15 protein-coding genes are annotated in these 16173 nt (G+C 66.6%); 8 read left to right on the top strand and 7 right to left on the bottom strand.

The genetic code is table 11. The features are described from left to right. Positions 1-177: 177 nt before the first annotated feature. From sucC to ABNQ38_RS30035, 4 genes are all read left to right on the top strand, one after another. The gene (gene sucC / locus ABNQ38_RS30050; RefSeq protein ID WP_377810960.1) at positions 178-1377 is read left to right on the top strand and encodes an ADP-forming succinate--CoA ligase subunit beta; all 1200 of its coding nucleotides are present in this window, start codon (positions 178-180) and stop codon (positions 1375-1377) included. Position 1378: 1 nt separating this feature from the next. After that, entirely contained in the window at positions 1379-2269 is an 891-nt protein-coding gene (sucD, locus tag ABNQ38_RS30045) for a succinate--CoA ligase subunit alpha (RefSeq protein ID WP_377810959.1), read from the top strand. A 124-nt stretch (positions 2270-2393) separates the two neighbouring features. Next, on the top strand, positions 2394-3311 hold the full coding sequence (locus ABNQ38_RS30040) for an IclR family transcriptional regulator (protein WP_109050104.1): 918 nt from the start codon (positions 2394-2396) through the stop codon (positions 3309-3311). Positions 3312-3733: 422 nt separating this feature from the next. Then, positions 3734-4732, top strand: coding sequence for an NAD(P)H-quinone oxidoreductase (locus ABNQ38_RS30035; RefSeq protein ID WP_377810958.1), 999 nt, complete (start codon positions 3734-3736; stop codon positions 4730-4732). An 18-nt stretch (positions 4733-4750) separates the two neighbouring features. On the opposite strand, the gene ABNQ38_RS30030 is transcribed toward ABNQ38_RS30035, so the two are convergent. From ABNQ38_RS30030 to ABNQ38_RS30020, 3 genes are all read right to left on the bottom strand, one after another. Then, positions 4751-6235 carry a hypothetical protein gene (locus ABNQ38_RS30030; RefSeq protein ID WP_377810957.1) on the bottom strand — a complete coding sequence of 495 codons (1485 nt, stop codon included), beginning with the start codon at positions 6233-6235 and terminating at the stop codon, positions 4751-4753. Positions 6236-6247: 12 nt separating this feature from the next. Next, entirely contained in the window at positions 6248-6967 is a 720-nt protein-coding gene (locus ABNQ38_RS30025; RefSeq protein WP_377810956.1) for a BON domain-containing protein, read from the bottom strand. Positions 6968-7075: 108 nt separating this feature from the next. Continuing rightward, positions 7076-7918: an N-acetylmuramoyl-L-alanine amidase gene (locus ABNQ38_RS30020; RefSeq protein WP_377810955.1), complete on the bottom strand. Its 843-nt coding sequence runs from the start codon at positions 7916-7918 to the stop codon at positions 7076-7078. Positions 7919-8175: 257 nt separating this feature from the next. On the opposite strand from ABNQ38_RS30020, the gene ABNQ38_RS30015 reads away from it, so the two are divergent. Further along, positions 8176-8343, top strand: a complete 168-nt coding sequence (locus ABNQ38_RS30015) for a hypothetical protein (protein WP_199235334.1) — start codon at positions 8176-8178, stop codon at positions 8341-8343. A 197-nt stretch (positions 8344-8540) separates the two neighbouring features. Here the strand turns inward: ABNQ38_RS30015 and ABNQ38_RS30010 are convergent, their stop codons facing one another. Together ABNQ38_RS30010 and ABNQ38_RS30005 are read right to left on the bottom strand one after the other, a co-directional pair. After that, positions 8541-9371 carry a class I SAM-dependent methyltransferase gene (locus ABNQ38_RS30010; protein WP_377810954.1) on the bottom strand — a complete coding sequence of 277 codons (831 nt, stop codon included), beginning with the start codon at positions 9369-9371 and terminating at the stop codon, positions 8541-8543. Positions 9372-9539: 168 nt separating this feature from the next. Then, positions 9540-9926, bottom strand: coding sequence for a hypothetical protein (locus ABNQ38_RS30005; protein WP_109449699.1), 387 nt, complete (start codon positions 9924-9926; stop codon positions 9540-9542). A 222-nt stretch (positions 9927-10148) separates the two neighbouring features. Here ABNQ38_RS30005 and purU point away from each other — a divergent pair, with 222 nt between their 5' ends. Then, a complete protein-coding gene (gene purU / locus ABNQ38_RS30000) occupies positions 10149-11015 on the top strand; it encodes a formyltetrahydrofolate deformylase (RefSeq protein WP_098737504.1) in 867 nt (288 codons plus the stop codon). Between the two features lie 28 nt (positions 11016-11043). Here the strand turns inward: purU and ABNQ38_RS29995 are convergent, their stop codons facing one another. Continuing rightward, positions 11044-11847, bottom strand: coding sequence for a response regulator (locus ABNQ38_RS29995; RefSeq protein WP_377810953.1), 804 nt, complete (start codon positions 11845-11847; stop codon positions 11044-11046). A 948-nt stretch (positions 11848-12795) separates the two neighbouring features. Between ABNQ38_RS29995 and ABNQ38_RS29990 the strand changes: the two genes are divergently transcribed. Together ABNQ38_RS29990 and ABNQ38_RS29985 are read left to right on the top strand one after the other, a co-directional pair. Continuing rightward, positions 12796-13299: a hypothetical protein gene (locus ABNQ38_RS29990; RefSeq protein ID WP_376962661.1), complete on the top strand. Its 504-nt coding sequence runs from the start codon at positions 12796-12798 to the stop codon at positions 13297-13299. Positions 13300-13654: 355 nt separating this feature from the next. Continuing rightward, a complete protein-coding gene (locus ABNQ38_RS29985; RefSeq protein ID WP_377810952.1) occupies positions 13655-15289 on the top strand; it encodes an AMP-binding protein in 1635 nt (544 codons plus the stop codon). A 5-nt stretch (positions 15290-15294) separates the two neighbouring features. On the opposite strand, the gene ABNQ38_RS29980 is transcribed toward ABNQ38_RS29985, so the two are convergent. After that, on the bottom strand, positions 15295-16158 hold the full coding sequence (locus ABNQ38_RS29980; RefSeq protein ID WP_377810951.1) for a ChbG/HpnK family deacetylase: 864 nt from the start codon (positions 16156-16158) through the stop codon (positions 15295-15297). Positions 16159-16173: the final 15 nt, after the last annotated feature.

Here is a 16173-nt window from a genome sequence, read left to right as displayed (position 1 = left end):
GCCGATTTTTAAAATCCCCGCTTCCGCTCTCCCCGACCGTCCCCTTCCCGGTCGCCTGAGAGCCGAAGCGGGAGCCGAAGCCCGGACTTTTGAAAATCCGCCGCCCGTCAGCCGAAGAATTTCCGGCTCCCCGCGGTCTCCAAAAGACAATTCCCGACTGGGACAGAGACGAAAACCATGAACATTCACGAATATCAGGCCAAGGATCTGCTGCGGGGGTACGGCGTCGCCGTTCCGCGCGGCGGCGTGGCCTTCACCCCGGAAGAGGCTGCATCGGTCGCCCGCGAACTCGGCGGTCCGGTCTGGGTGGTGAAGTCGCAGATCCATGCCGGTGGCCGCGGCGCCGGCCGCTTCCAGGACAATCCGGGCGGCAAGGGCGGCGTCCGCGTCGTCAAGTCGGTCGAGGAGGTCGCCTCCAACGCCGCCGAGATGCTCAACCGCATCCTCGTGACCAAGCAGACCGGCCCGGCGGGCAAGGAGGTCAAGCGCCTCTATGTCGAGGAAGGCGCGGACATCAAGCGCGAGCTGTATCTCGGCCTGCTGATCGACCGCGCCACCGGCCGCGTCACCATCATGGCCTCGACCGAAGGCGGCATGGAGATCGAAGAGGTCGCCCACAACACGCCCGAGAAGATCATCAAGGTCGCGGTCGACCCGGCCACCGGTATCCAGGGCTACCACACCCGCAAGGTCGCCTTCGCGCTGGGCCTGGAAGGCAAGCAGGTCGGCGCCGCCGCCAAGTTCATCCAGGCCGCCTACAGGGCCTTCGTCGATCTGGATTGCGCCATCGTCGAGATCAATCCGCTGATCGTCACCGGTTCGGGCGACATCCTGGCGCTCGACGCCAAGATGAGCTTCGACGACAACGCGCTGTTCCGTCACAAGGATGTGGCCTCTCTGCGCGACGAGGCGGAGGAGGACCCGGCGGAAATCGAAGCCGCCAGGCACGAGCTGAACTACGTCAAGCTCGACGGCAACATCGGCTGCATGGTCAATGGCGCCGGCCTCGCCATGGCGACGATGGACATCATCAAGCTGTACGGTGCCGAGCCGGCCAACTTCCTCGACGTCGGCGGCGGCGCCACCAAGGAGCGCGTCACCGCGGCCTTCAAGCTGATCCTGTCCGACAGCGCGGTCGAAGGCATCCTGGTCAACATCTTCGGCGGCATCATGCGCTGCGACGTGATCGCCGAGGGCGTGGTCGCCGCGGCCCGCGACGTGAAGCTGCATGTGCCGCTGGTGGTGCGGTTGGAGGGCACCAACGTCGCGCTGGGCAAGAAGATCCTGGCCGAATCCGGCCTGCCGATCCTGTCCGCCGACAATCTGGACGACGCAGCCAAGAAGATCGTCGCCGCCGTGAAGAAGGAGGCCGCGTAACATGGCTGTTCTCGTCGATAAGAACACGAAGGTGATCTGCCAGGGCTTCACCGGAGCCCAGGGCACCTTCCACTCCGAGCAGGCCATCGCCTACGGCACCAAGATGGTCGGCGGCGTCACACCCGGTAAGGGCGGGGCCAAGCACCTCGACCTGCCGATCTTCGACACCGTCGCCGAGGCGGTCGAGAAGACCGGTGCCAACGCCTCCGTGATCTACGTGCCGCCGCCCTTCGCCGCGGACGCGATCCTGGAAGCCATCGACGCCGAGATCCCGCTGGTGGTCTGCATCACCGAAGGCATCCCGGTGCTCGACATGGTCCGCGTCAAGCGCGCGCTCAACGGCGCCAATAAGAATGGGATTGGCACCCGCCTGATCGGCCCGAACTGCCCCGGCATCATCACGCCGGACGAGTGCAAGATTGGCATCATGCCGGGCCACATCCACAAGCGCGGCAAGATCGGCATCGTGTCGCGTTCCGGCACGCTGACCTATGAGGCGGTGGCGCAGACCACGGCGGCCGGCCTCGGCCAGACCACCTGCATCGGCATCGGCGGCGACCCGGTCAACGGCACCAACTTCGTCGACAGCCTGGAGCTGTTCGTGAAGGACCCGGAGACCGAGGGCATCATCATGATCGGCGAGATCGGCGGCGACGCCGAAGTCCGCGGCGCCGAGTTCATCAAGGCCTCGGGCACCAAGAAGCCGGTCGTCGGCTTCATCGCCGGCCGCACGGCTCCTCCGGGACGCCGCATGGGCCATGCCGGCGCGGTGATCTCCGGCGGCAACGACACCGCCGACTTCAAGATCGACTTCATGAAGTCGGTCGGCATCGCCGTCGCCGACAGCCCCGCCAGCCTGGGCTCTACCATGCAGGCGATCTTCAAAGGGTAACCGTTCTCCCGCGGGATCGCCGTTCGCGACGGTCCCGCGGTCTTAGCCAAGCCTTCTGTCACTCACGCCATCAGCCGCAACAGACAGGCGCAACCAACGCGCCGGACCCCGAGGGAGATGGGACATGAAAGCGCAAGCCCAAAACAGCATCCTGGCCCGCCGCATCATCCACGACGACCCCAGCGAGGGCGCCGCGGCCATCATCAAGACCGCGATCATCGAGACGCCGCGGGTGAAGAACGACAACGGCAAGGAGGCCAAGGCCGAGCGCGGCCAAGTGGTCCAGTCGCTGTGCCGTGCCCTGAACATCCTGACGATCCTCGGTTCCAACGACGGTCCGATGACGCTGACCGAGCTGTCGGAGGCCGCGAACCTGTCGCCCTCCACCACCCACCGCCTGCTGACGACGCTGCAGTACGAGCGCTATGTGCGCTTCGACCAGAGCGCGCGCGGCTGGGTGGTCGGCGTCCAGGCCTACATGACCGGCGCCAATTTCCTGAAGACCCGCAATCTGGTCGATGTCGCCCGTCCCCGCATGCGCCGCCTGATGGAGGAGAGCAGCGAGATCGTCAATCTGGCGGTTGAGGAGAATGGCGAGGCGCTCTATCTGGCCCGCGTCGGCGGCCCCCGCGCCGCCCAGGTCGCGGTGCCGCAGACCGACCGCACGCTGCTGCACTGCTCCGCCGTCGGCAAGGCGCTCTTGGCCGGCATGCCCGAGACCAAGGTGCAGACCATCGTGACCCAGCGCGGCATGCGCCAGTTCACCCGCAGCACCCTGTCGTCGCTGCCGGCGCTGTACCGCGACCTGACGCTGGTCCGCACCCGCGGCTATGCCCTGGACCAGGAGGAGCGGGTGTCCGGCCTGCGCTGTGTCGCCGCTCCGATCTTCGACGAGAATTCCCGTGTGATGGGTGCCCTGTCGCTGTCCGGCTCCAGCCGGCGCATCGAGGACGCGCGGCTGCGCGCCCTGGGCGAGATGGTCAAGCGCGCCGCCGCCGCGGTGACGCAGGAGCTGGGTGGCCGCGTGCCGGTTCCCAACTGACCCGTCCCTCGCACGGACAAAGAGACGCATAAAGCAAGAGAACGCCAAGAGCTGACGGCAGGTGGTGCACGTTGGCATTCCTCCCTGGCGCACTTCGGGCCGCATTCCTCACGGAATGCGGCCCTTTTTCTTGAGAAAAAAGCCGTTTCCACGGAATGGAAAAGCGTCTTTTTTCTCGGGAAAATCGGCTTGGTCCGTGCGACTGTCTGTCTCGGGAAAGGCGTTCCTTTCTCATCGGGCGGATGTGTTGTTTTGCATGTTCGCGCTTCTCTCGGAGACTGGCCGTGCTGTGTGCAGCACGGCCATTTTTTTGTCTTTTCCGCAGGGCGAAATCGGATCCATCGCCGCGTGGACTGGCCGTCTACCGCGACGACAGAGTGCCCCCAGACCTTTCATGAGAACAGGGCAGGGGAGCGATCAGAATGGCAGAATCCAGACAGATGACGGCAATCGAGGTGAGCCAGCCCGGCAAGCCGGAGGTGCTGGTCCCGGCGCGCCGCCCGGTTCCCGATCCGGCGCCCGGCGAGATCCGCATCGCCGTCCAGGCCGCCGGCGTCAACCGGCCAGACGTGCTCCAGCGGCTCGGCAAGTACAACCCGCCGCCGGGCATCACCGACATCCCCGGCCTGGAGGTCGCCGGCACCGTCGATGCGCTGGGCGAGGGAGTCGACGGCTGGCGCATCGGCGATCCCGTCTGCGCCCTCCTGGCCGGCGGCGGCTATGCCGAGTTCTGCGTCGTGCCGGCGGCGCAGTGCCTGCCGATCCCCGACGGCCTGTCGATGGCCGAGGCGGCGGCCCTGCCGGAAACCTTCTTCACCGTCTGGTCGAACGTCTTCGAGCGCGGCGCGCTCCAGCCCGGCGAGGCACTGCTGGTCCATGGCGGCACGTCCGGCATCGGCACCACGGCGATCCAGCTGGGGGCCGCCTTCGGCGCGCGGGTCTTCGCCACCGCCCGCGGGGTCGAGAAATGCGCCGCCTGCGTCCGGCTCGGCGCCGAACGCGCCATCGACTATGCCGAGGAGGATTTCGTCGCGGTGGTCAAGGAGGCGACCGGCGGCGCCGGCGTGAATGTGGTGCTGGACATCGTCGGCGGCGATTACGTCGCCCGCAGCATCGACGCGCTGGCGGTCGAGGGCCGCTATGTCTGCATCGGCTTCGTCCGCGGCGCGACGGCCAACGTGAACTTCTTCCCGGTGATGACCAAGCGGCTGGTGCTGACCGGCTCGACCCTGCGGGCGCGGCCCATCGCCTACAAGCAGGCGGTTGCCGAGCAGCTGAAGGCGCGCGTCTGGCCGCTGGTGGCCGCCGGCACGGTCAAGCCGGTCGTCCACGAGGTCTTTCCGCTCGCCAACGCCGCCGACGCCCACCGGCTGATGGAGAGCAACCAGCACGTCGGCAAGCTGGTGCTGGCGGTGGGGTGAACTGAAACTCTCCTAAGTTCAATCCAGCATCGGCAGCCCGGTCTCGATGCGGACCAGCGCGGCCAGCAGCGGGGCGCCGATGTCGCGGCGGACGAAGTTGCTGGCCTTCTCCGCCGCGTTGATCGCCAGCTGGAAGGTCCGGCGCCAGCGGTCGTCGTTGTAGAAGACCTTCTCCGCCTTGGCCCGCTGCGCCAGCAGGCCGGGCCGGCGGCCGGCGGCCTCGTCCACCAGCTTGTTCAGGCGGTTCATCAGATCGTTGGCGATGGCCGGCTCGCCGCGCTTCATCGCCGCTTCGATCAGCTCGGCAAAAGCCTCGCCGCGGGTGTCGATGTCCGCCACCTGATCGGCATAGGCGACCGCCATGCCAGCCTCGCCCCGCTTGGCCAGCCGTCCCAGCACCGCCGGGATCGTCCAGGGATTCTCGTCCTGCACGGTGCTGAGTAGGCCCAGCGCCAGCTTCGGCTCGCCGATGTCGGCCGCCGCCACCGCCAGTTCCGGCGGGCAGCAGTCGCCGCGGGTTTCCTTGAATTTGGAAAACTGCGTCTCGACCGTGTTCAGGAACAGGGTGCGGGCCTGCGCCTCCTTGCCGGCACGCAGCAGCGTCTGGGCGACAAGCCCCAGCTCCCAGGCGCAATTGTGGCTGGAGGCGTAGCTCTTGGCCTCGTCGGCCAGCGCGTTGGTCAGGCCGCCGTCGCCGCGCCACGCCGCCGCCTTGGCGATGTCGGCAAGGTTGTAGATGCGGGTCGAGCAGTCGTTGATCTGCCGGGTGATGTCGAGCGCCAGCGGCGTTTGACCCATCAGCGACAGGGCGCGGGCGACGAACAGATCCTGGCCGGAGCTGTCGGCGACGCCGCCGCGGCGGACCGCGCTGACGAAGGGCGCCATGATCTCCTTGGCGCGGCCGGTGTCGCCCAGCTGCTGATAGGCGACGGCCAGCGACAGCCAGTCCCAGCGCGCCGCGTTGATCGGTGTCTCCACCGGCGGCAGCATCTCGCCGATGCGGTGGAGGAAGCACAGGCTGTTCAGCGCGTCGTTGCAGACCAGCGCACGGATGCGCGAGCGGAATTCGTAGAAATCGAAATCGCCGACGAACTGGTTGGTGACGAGCTGCACCGCCAGCGGGCTGTCGGGATATTTCGTCACGATGTCGTTGAACAGCTTGTCCGCCTCCTTCAGAAGGCGGCCTTCCTCGGCGACGTCATAGGTGTTGTCGGCCTGGCGGATCAGCTGCAAGGCCTGGACGAACAGGCGGTTGGCCGGGCCGGGAGTGCCGGAAGCCGGGTTGTCCGCCCCGCCGCCGTCCTGGTCCTGCGCCAGCACGGTCCGTTTCGCCCCATCCTGCCCAAGGATATCCTGCCCAGCCATATCCGGTGCCACCATGTCCTGTACCGCCGCGTCCTGCGCCAGAACGGGACCGGCCGCGAACGCCGCCGGCAGGCTCAAGGCTGCGGCGACGGCGGCGGTGCGGAGAACGGCGAGGACACGGGATAGGGCGGAGGCCATGGCGGTCGGGGTTCAACCCTGGATGTTTGGGTTCGGGAGCAGACGGACGTAGCTGACGACGCGTTGGACGTTGGGCACTGAACGGGCCTGCTGGAGCGCGCGGTCCAGCTCTTCCTGCGAACTGGCGACACCCATCAGATAGACAACGCCATCGACGGTATCGATGCTGTAGTTCTGGCTATGAATATCCGCATCGAACGTGATGCGGCTGCGGATCTGGGTCGAAATCCAGGTGTCGCGCGCGGTGTCCACGATGCTGGACCCGTTGTCGATCTGGATTTCGTTGATGACTTCCTTGACGCCCTGCGCCTGCCAGACGAGACGCACCGCGTCGAGACGCATCTGCGCGTCGGCGGCGCGGCCGGTCAGCAGGACACGACCCTGATCGACGGTCAGCCCGATGCGGTTGGTCAGGTCGATGGAATGCTGCAGCCACAGCGAATTGATGCGGGCGCGGATTTCGGTGTCGCTGACGAAGCCGCCGAAGCCGCGCTCCTGCGTCGCTACGACGGCGGTTCCGCCCGCGGCGCCCAGCACCAGCGGCCCGCAGCCGGCCAGCGAAACACCGGCGGTGCAGGCGAGTGCGAAGACTGTCCAAAGGCGGCTCGAACCCGTCACAGTGTGCCTCCCTTCGCCTGCATGGCCAGCGCCGGGCGGAATCGGCGCGCGGCCGGAAAAAGTCACGGCGGAACGGTCTTTGCAATGGGGAAATTCGAGGCTTTCACCAGTCATCGTCACTTTGTCCCGAGGTGATGCACGGATGTTGCAGTCGCTGCGAGTGCGAAGGGATGTCCGCGAAGCACAAGTCGCCGCGACGCCTTCGCCAGTCTCACGGCGAAATCAGGCGAAAGCTGGGCTGGAAAGCACGCCGGCGATTTCACGGGCCAGGACGCGGGAAACCACCCGCCGGGCCGTCGCGTCGCGCAGAATTTCCTCGTCCCTGGGGTTGGACAGAAAACCGGTTTCCACCAGCACCGACGGCACGTCCGGCGCCTTCAGCACCGCGAAATTGGCCGCGCGCATCGGGTTTTCGAGCAGGCGCAGCTCCTTGCCCGCCCCCTCCACCAGAATCTGGCGGGCGGCCAGCGAGGCATGGCGGGTGTGGCGCGCCGTCAGGTCCATCAGGATGTCCTTGACGATCCGGCCGCCGCCGACCGCTCCCGGCTTGCCGAAGCGGTCGGCTTGGTTCTCCTGCTGGGCGAGGCGGGAGGCGAAGGAGTCCGAGGCCTTTTCCGACAGGATGTATGCGGACAGGCCGCGGGCATCGGCATTGGGGGCGCTGTCGGCGTGGATCGACACGAACAGGTCGGCCCCGGCCTCGCGCGTCAGCGCAACCCGGTCGTCCAGCGCCAGGAAACGGTCGTCGCGCCGCGTCAGCCTGACGGCGACGCCATGCCTCTCGGCCAGGATGCGCGCCACGTCGCGCGCGATGTCCAGCGTCACCTCCTTCTCGAAAGTGCCGCGGGTGCCGATGGCGCCGGGATCGTTGCCGCCATGGCCGGGGTCGAGCATCACCAGCCGCGACCGCGACGAAGTGCCGCTGGCCGGTTTGCGGTCGGGCCGCCGGCCCGACGCCTGGGCGCTGCCCGAACCCAGAGGCTGGGCCAGCGCCAGACCGGCGGCGCCGAAGGCGGTTAACCAAAGCTTGCTGAGCCCGAGCCCAAGCAGCTGTCGTCGATCCATGGCCAAAAATACCGTGCTGCAAAGGAGGGAAGGCATCGGCACCAAGCCGTGCCATCCGTTCATCTAGCCTGAATCATTAACCAATGCGGCGGCGCAAAAGTATTGTCAAGGCCGGCCAGATTACCGTTTCTGAATATTTGTGGGCATTCGGTAACCGGGGCAGACTTGACGTGCCGAGGATTCGACAGAGGTCATTGGTTGCTTGATGGCGAATTGAAAAAGCGCTAAAATTTTAGCGATCAGCTCGGGAGGTGTCGATGTTGAGGAAAGCACTGTTCAACATCATCCGGCAAGAGCAGCGCGATATCGAGGACAAGCTCGAACGCGAAGAACAGCAGCAGAGTCCTGACGTCCGCCGGATCGTCGGCCTGCAACAGGAGGCCACCAGCCTGCGTCGTGAGTTGGAACATTTCCACGACGTTTGACCCCGGCCATCGGCTTTGGCCGACCGGCGTCTTTTGGGTGGGTCGCCACTGAATTTTGTGACCGATCGGTCGCGCCCCCTTCTCCGCAGGATCGCGGGGAAGGGGATTTTTGTTTCCGGCTCCATCGTTTCCGCAGTCAGGCAGGGGGCTCAAGCGCCAGCCTTGAAACGCCAGCTCCGAGTGTCGGCCCTGTCCAGTCAGACTGCCCGCCCGATGATCTCCGTTGGTGCGATCAATCCCCGTTCCAAGATGTCGCTCATGTTCGCGGCCTTCCGCTGGGCGGAATCACCCATCAGGATGTGCAGGCCAAGCGGCGGCGGACCTCCGCTTTGTGCGGCCTGGGCACGCATCCGGCGAAAGAATTCGATGGCGAACTCGCGGCGGCTGCGCTCCTTCTCGACAGCGAACCCGGCGCCTTTCAGCATTGCCCGGTAGGCGTCGGCGCTCTCGACGAAACTCGTCCCGGCGCTCGATGCCCACGGCAGCGGAAAAGTCAGGTCGCCTTCGCCCTGGCGCATCACGTCGTAGATCCCGATGACGCCGCCGGGCCGGAGCACCCGCCGGATTTCGGCGAACAGCCTCTCCTTGTCCGGGATGTTCATGCCGACATGAAGCATATACGCACCGTCGAAGGTGCCGGCCTCAAATGGCAGGGCAAGTGCGCTTCCTTGCCGGTAGGCCACCCGGCTCTCCACCCCAACGCGCCTCGCCAGGGCTTCGGCCACCCGGACATACTCGTCCGTCAGGTCGATGCCGTTGATTCGGCAGCCGCGTTCGGAGGCGAAATAGCGCGATGCCCCGCCCAGCCCGGAGCCGATATCTAGCAGATTGAGGCCCGGCGCCAGCCCCATCTGTTCCGCGAATTCGATGGTTGCCTGCCGTCCGCCAATGTGAAACTCGTCCACTGGCGCGAGGTCGGCGAGGGTGAGGTGTTCGATGTCCTTTCCCGAGGCGGCCAGCGCGGCAAGGATCGTCCGCTCCAGCGATCCATGACTGTAATGCTGTGCCACGGACTGTTCGATCTTCATTGCGCCGCCTCTGGACAATGCAATGTGTGCGGCCAACATACCGTTGATGCCGGATGGCTGACCATCGGCTATTCGGTGCGGGGGTCAGTTGAAATGGACAGTCCGGGGGGCAGGAGCCATCCGTTTGGAAAGAACCTCCGCTTCGTGTCGGCCCATTACCCCGGCCCCTTAACCCAGCTTGGCGTATCCGCGTTCGATCACCCGCTCCGCGGCCTCGTACACCGCCAGCATCTGCTCGTAGGCCGCGCGCAGACGGGCGAGGTCCGCGACGGCGGCAGCGTCCGGGTGCCGGGATTCCGACATCTTCAGGCCGGCACGGATATAGTCGGCGCGCAGTTCCGCCACCCGCACCGCCATGCGCAGGAAGGAGTCGCGGTTGAGGTTCGGCAATTCGCGTCCGATGACCTCGCAGTTGGCCTCTAGGATCGCGGCGTCCATATTTTCCAGGAAATGGCGGATGCGCTGGCTGCGGCTGCTGTCGGCGGCGTCCGCCGTCATCAGCTTGTCGACCTTGCCCTTGGTGTATTCACCGATGATCTTGCCGCCGGATGCCATGGGTGACTCCGTCTTCTTCCGCCGGCCGGTCCGGCCGCCGTTGCCGATTGTCGCACCGCCGGCCGGCCGATGCCAGAGCGGCGTGGACCGCCCGGCATCGGGGGCATCGCGCCGGACGGCACAGCCATGTGCGCACTCGCTCATGAAGCGGGTGCAACATCGCGGCGTTCGTGCTAGGGAAGCTTCCCCCTTTTCTTGCTGTTACGTCATGGTGGACGCGCGATGTCTGAGACCGGCTCCGACTATATCCTCACCGTTTCCTGCCCCGACACCGTCGGCATCGTCTTCGCGGTGTCCGGCTTCCTGGCGGAGCGGAGCTGCAACATCATCGACAGCGCGCAGTTCGGCGACCGCATCTCCGGCCTGTTCTTCATGCGTGTCAGCTTCAACGGCAACCCGGCCGGGCCCGGCAAGGCGCAGCTGGAGGCCGACTTCGCGGCGCAGGTGGCCGAGCGCTTCGGCATGACCTGGAAGATCCACGATGCCCGGCGCCGTCCGCGCGTGCTGATCATGGTGTCGAAGTTCGGCCACTGCCTGAACGACCTGCTGTACCGTTACCGCACCGGCTATCTGCCGATCGAAATTCCGGCCATCGTCTCCAACCACCGCGATTTCTATCAGCTGGCGGCGTGGCACAACATCCCGTTCCACCATCTGCCCGTCGGATCCGACAACAAGGCGCAGCAGGAAGCCCGCCTGCTGGAGATCGTCGACGAGGAGAAAATCGACCTCGTGGTGCTCGCCCGCTACATGCAGGTGCTGTCCGGCGCGCTGTGCGAGCGGATGGCCGGCCGGGTCATCAACATCCACCACAGCTTCCTGCCCAGCTTCAAGGGCGCCAAGCCCTACCATCAGGCCCATGCCCGCGGCGTGAAGCTGATCGGCGCCACCGCGCACTATGTCACCTCCAACCTCGACGAAGGCCCGATCATCGAGCAGGAGGCGGAGCGTGTCGACCATACGATGACGCCCGACGACCTGGTGGCCATCGGGCGTGACATCGAGAACATCGTGCTGGCCCGTGCCGTCCGCTACCACGTGGAGCATCGTGTGCTGCTGAACGGCAACAAGACGGTGGTCTTCCGCTAAAACCTCCCGAGTGAAGCAGCGCCGCCCCTCAATGGGGCTGCGCCGTCTCGCGGGCATCTTCCGGCTGCGGCATGAACACGGCGCGCGTGATCGCCTGTTCGATCTGGTCGCGGGTGAAGGGCTTCGGAATCACCGGGCCCAGATGCTCCAGCCCGTGCCTGGCCAGATCCTCTGGGAAGGCGGTGACGAAGATCACCGGCAGGAATCGGCGGGCCCGCAGCTCGCGCGCCACTTCCAGCCCGTTGTCGCCGTCGGCCAGCCGGATGTCCATCAGGGCCAGCGTCGGCCGGTGCTCGGCCGCCAGCGACAGCGCCTCGTCCATCGTCGCCGCGTTGCCGCAGACGATGTGGCCCATGCCGCGCACCGTCTCCGCCAGATCGTAGGCGATGATGGCGTCATCCTCGACGATCAGGATGGTGGCGGTCAGCCGGGCACGGACGCGCTCGCGGGCGTGGGTCAGCCGTTCCACCGCGTCTTCCGGGGCGAGACCCAGCACGGCGGCGGCCTCGCCGACCGGCAGATCCTCCAGGTTGACCAGCAGGTAGAGCCGACGGTCGGTCTCCGCCAGCGTCATCAGCGCCGATTCCACCGGATGGTAGGGCGCGACCGCCGGGGGCGAGCCGTCTTCATCCTGCAGTTTATGCAGATGGCGATAGAGCGTGCCGCGCGACGTGTCGTCGCCGCGGCCGCTCTCCGCCTCGCCCGCCTCCAGGTACCATTCCAGGGTGCGGGTCACCAAGGCGTCCCCCCGCCCGTTCGTCCCGGTCAGCGCGCGGGCGTAGCGGCGCAGGTAGGGCAAATGCTGCATGAAGTGACCGGTGTACTGCTCCATCTCTCTCCCCGTGCCTTTCTGCGGCGCGTGTTCCTGGCATCCACCCGATATGCCGTATCCAGGATCCCGGATACGGCCGGTGCAACTCGATCTCTCCCGGGCGCCTGTTCCCGGTCCGCATGTCCGGCGCTGAAATCCGGCGACCGGACCGCCTGGGCGGCCCTGCCGAAGATCACGACGCCATCGCCGCTGCTTCGATCAGCAGACTGACTCATCCCGAGCTGCAGCGGTGGAGTTCATATGGCGCAGTCCGCGGCCTAACGGGAGTGAACCCGAAAGATTTATTCGAGATACCGACAACGGGTTACTCAGCCTGAATACTATGAAGCAAGGCCGGCTACGGCCCTCCGGGCCTTGCGTGCGGCCTATGACCGGCATGGCATAGGGGATGCCGGAGGGGCGGACTTAACCGTTCGGAAAGGCTTATAAGCCTACTCTGTCTTTGCCCTCCGGTGTCGGTCTTTCCGCTGCCGTGCGAGGGCGAGGCGAGTGTTCCCGATCCTCGTGCGCGCCGGCCAACCCCCAGGCCGGCGCGTTTTTCTTTTCGGCCAAGGCAGCGATTCGAATCGCCGACTGTCCTGCTCGGGAACCAACCGTCAGCGGCGGTGTTGGACTTGGCATGGTGTGATTCCTCCCTGAACCGCCAATCCTAATCGCCGCCGGGCGCCGCCGCGACATCACGCGGGTGGCGCCGGCGGCGAACTTTTATCTGTCAAGATAACGGCCATGTCGCCGCTTCGCTTCCGTCAATCGGGGACTTTCACAAGCCGGCACTTGCAACGCGTTTAATCCAACGTTAAGGACATCGGCACACGGTTGGGGTACAGCGTCTTTGGGCGCACTCCGCCGTTTCAAAGCCGGCGGATTTGTGCCGGCCGGGGTATCGCGTGGGCTGCCGCATCGGGTCCGGGTTTGTGCATGGAAGACCAAGAGTTGGATCGGTCCCTGATGGACGGCATTCCGCCGGATGAGCTGGCCGACTTCGCCCGGTGGCGGGAACGCGTGCGCGGCACGAACATTTCCGAGAAGACGCTGCTGGCGACCGACTATCTCAATCACTTCAACGAAATCGTGATGCTGATCGAGATGATCCCGGACATGCCGGACATGCTGGAGGAATGCCGCATCTGGCAGCCCAAGAGCTATGCCGAGCATTTCCGCGACAGCGGCTTCTCCGACAAGGAACTGGCGATCGAGGCCTACGGCCATGTGCCGTCCAAATTCCTCCGTCCTTTCGAGGACACCATCGCCCAGGCCCATCAGGTGATCGCCCACACGCTGGAGCGGATCGGCACCGACATCGACAGCGGCGATCCCGACAAGCTGCGGATGGACTGCCAGACCTCCGTCGCGATGATCCACCGCATCATCCAGATCGCCAACGGCATCATCCACGGCACCGCCCACGTGATGGAGCAGGGCGAGATCGATCTTTACCTGCAGAACGGCTGACGATCGGTATGCCGACCCGTACTTTCGTTCCAAATCATGCGTCTTACCAACGAAAAACTGGCCTTTTCAGTCACTTGTCCCGGCACGAATGGCGATTGATGGTGCACCCACCATTCGTTCGTTGCATGGCTCACTTGCTCCCCCTGGCACTATAGTCGGATCATAAAAGATAAGACGGAGGCGTGTTCGTGCGTCCTCTGCGGGGGGAGATGGAGCATTGCCCATGAAGGGATGCGCATTCGCGCCGGCCGACGGTATGGCCGTGTCTGAACCGCGCGTGTGGCGGCCGGGTCCGCCCACCGATCACGCCGGCCCCGTTCTTCCCGTCCTGCAACGGGGGGAGATGACGCAGCGCATGATGCCATCCGGACATTTGGACAGCTTCACCCGTGATCGGCTGCCGGCGCCGTCGCAGCGCCCCGACCTGATCCTCGACCGTCCCGAACTCCAGTACCCGCAGCGCCTCAACGCCGTATCCGTCCTGATCGACGGCTGGCGAGAATGCGGCTGGGACGGCCGCCCCTGCCTGATCGGCGGCGATGGCGAGGTCTGGAGCTATGGTCGGATGCGCGACACCGTCGACCGCATCGCCCGCGTCCTGACCGAGGATTACGGGATGGTCACCGGCAACCGCGTCCTGCTGCGCGGCCCCAACACGCCGATGCTGGCCGCCTGCTGGCTGGCGGTGATCAAGGCCGGCGGGGTGCTGGTGCCGACCATGCCGCTGCTGCGCGCGCCCGAACTGGCCGACGTGCTGAAGCGCGCCTCCATCGACATGGCGCTGTGCGACACCCATTTCCTGGACGATCTGGAAGAGGCGGCGCTGCCGTCGCTGCGCATCGTCGGCTTCCGCGACGGGGAACTGGAACACCGCATCGCCACCAAGCCGCCGGGCTTCCAGGCCGCCGACACGGCGCAGGACGACGTCGCGCTGATCGCCTTCACCTCCGGCACCACCGGCACGCCGAAGGCCGCCGCCCATCTGCACCGCCATCTGCTGGCGATCTCCGACCTGTCGCCGCGGTCGGTGCTGGGGACGACGGCCGAGGATGTCTTCTGCGGCTCGCCGACGCTGGCCTTCGCCTACGGGCTGGGCGGGCTGCTGCTGTTCCCGCTGCGCATCGGCGCCTCGGTGATCCTGCTGGAGCGCGGGACCGCCGACCGGCTGATCGAGGCCGCCACCCGCCACAAGGCGACGGTGATGTTCACCGTGCCGACAGTCTATCGCGGCATGATCGGCCGCATGGCCGCCGACCCGGCGCTGGCGAAGGGGCTGTCCGGCCTGCGCCTGTGCATCTCGGCCGGAGAGCCGCTGCCGCAGCAGACCTTCGAGGGCTGGCGCGACGCCACCGGCCTGGAAATCCTCGACAGCCTGGGCACCACCGAGCTGCTGAACGCGGTGCTGCATGCCGTGCCCGGCAATGTGCGGCCGGGCTCCACCGGTAAGCCGGTGCCGGGCTATGAGGCGATGGTGGTGGACGACCAGTTCCGCCGGCTTCCCCCCGGTCAGGTCGGCCGGCTGGCGGTGCGCGGGGCGACCGGTTGCCTCTATCTCGACGATCCGCGGCAGGAAAGCTATGTCCAGCAGGGCTGGAACCTGACCGGCGACGCCTTCCACGTCGATGAGGACGGCTTCTTCTGGTATCACGCCCGCACCGATGACCTGATCGTCTCGGCCGGCTACAAGATCTCCGGGCTGGAGGTCGAGAACATCCTGCTGAGCCACGATGCGGTCCAGGAGTGTGCGGTGATCGCCGCGCCCGACCCCGTGCGCGGAACCATTCCCAAGGCCTTCGTCGTCCTGCGCGACGACGTCCGTCCCGACGAGCGTCTGGCGGAGGAACTGCAAAGCTTCGTCAAGGAACACATCGCGCCCTACAAGTACCCCCGCGCGGTGGAGTTCCTCGACGCCCTGCCGCGGACGGAAACCGGCAAGGTCCAGCGCTTCAAGCTGCGCCGCCGCGCCTGGCAGCCGGACGAGGCCGAGTAGCGCTCTTACCGGGGGAAGCCGGCGAAGCGGGTCAGCCGGATGTTGCGTGCCTCCAGCAGGGCGGCGAACTCCGGCCCGCGCAGATAGTCGTATTCGGCGCGCCGCGGCTGGACCAGCGTGTCGACGCGGCGCAATTCCTCATCGGGCAGGCCGGGGTGGACCATCACCAGCGTCTGGCCGCCGATCCCGTCGAGAAAACGGGACATCAGGTCGGCGAAGGGGCGGCTGCCGGCAAAGTCGTAGACGCCGGCGAAGCGGTCGTTGGCCGGAATGCCGCGGGCCTGCACCATGCGCCTCAGCCCACCGCCCAGCCCGCCGATCAGCAGCGTCTTCGGCACCGCCACGCCCCGGCGCAGCACCGCAGCCACCGGCTCGCCGCACAGGCGGACATAAGCGCCGGGCAGGGAAGCCAGCGCCTCCGCCACCGCATCGCGGACAACCGGCAACTGGTGGATGTGCTGGTGGCCGTCGATATAGTCGGGCGGGGCACCCCAGGCGTCGGCGAAGGCGGCGATCTGGCGCGACAGTTCGTCACGGATTTCCGCCTTTGCCGCCGGGCTGTTCAGCCTCCCGCGATAGGCCCAGCCCATCAGCCGTCCCAGCGGCGGCAGCCGTCCGTCCGGCGCCAGCGTCGGCATCGGCCCCAGCGGCGGCTGGTCGGTCAGGGTGAAATGCAGCCCGACGTCGGCCTTGTCCTTCAGCTCGCGCAGCGCATCCGCGCCGCTGCGCCAGTGCGGGCAGAGGCTCATGACCGAAGTGGCGGTCAGCCGGCCCTGGGCGATCAGGTCGCGGATGGCGGCGTTGACACCGGGCGCCAGCCCGTAATCGTCGGCGCAGAGCAGCAAGGGGGTGGATGCGGTATCGGTCATGGCCGGACGGATGCG

The organism is Azospirillum sp. A29 (assembly GCF_042604625.1).
Lineage (GTDB): Bacteria > Pseudomonadota > Alphaproteobacteria > Azospirillales > Azospirillaceae > Azospirillum > Azospirillum palustre.
This window is presented reverse-complemented; position numbering and strand designations above follow the sequence as displayed.